Here is a 536-nt window from a genome sequence, read left to right on the forward strand (position 1 = left end):
CGCGACAAAGCCGAAGGCTTTCATTTCAGCTCAGGCGAGCTGATGCGGGTGTCTATTTTACGTACAGGCGAGGAGTCGTATCGTTTTGTGTGGAGCTTCCATCATATTTTGATGGACGGTTGGTGCTTGTTCCTTGTTGTAGGGGAAGCATTTAATACGTACTTTGCCATCCTCGAAGACCGCAAGCCGGAGCTCGCTCCGGTAACACCATACAGCGAATACATTGAATGGCTGGATCGGCAGGACAACGTGGAGGCTGAACGGTTCTGGAGTGATTATTTTGCTGGCTTTGAGCAGCAGACCGTATTACCGCAGGTAAAACAGCTGGACAGTCACGCTAAAGAATATGAAGCGGACAAGCTTTCGTTTACACTGGGCCACGAAGTGACGGAACGGATGAACAAGCTGGTTAAGCAGAAGCAAGTAACGGTCAATACCCTTCTGCAAGCAGCGTGGGGCGTTGTGCTGCAACGGTATAACAACAGTCGGGATGTTGTATTTGGCAGTGTCGTATCCGGCAGATCAGCGGATATTCC

Annotated in this window: 1 protein-coding gene; it reads left to right on the forward strand. The window is 50.4% G+C overall.

From position 1 onward, the window contains the following. A partial coding sequence (locus G9G53_RS25700; RefSeq protein ID WP_238796323.1) for a condensation domain-containing protein occupies positions 1–536 on the forward strand: 536 nt, incomplete at both ends.

Origin of the sequence: Paenibacillus sp. EKM206P (assembly GCF_011066155.1) — a bacterium.
GTDB lineage: Bacteria > Bacillota > Bacilli > Paenibacillales > Paenibacillaceae > Paenibacillus > Paenibacillus polymyxa_D.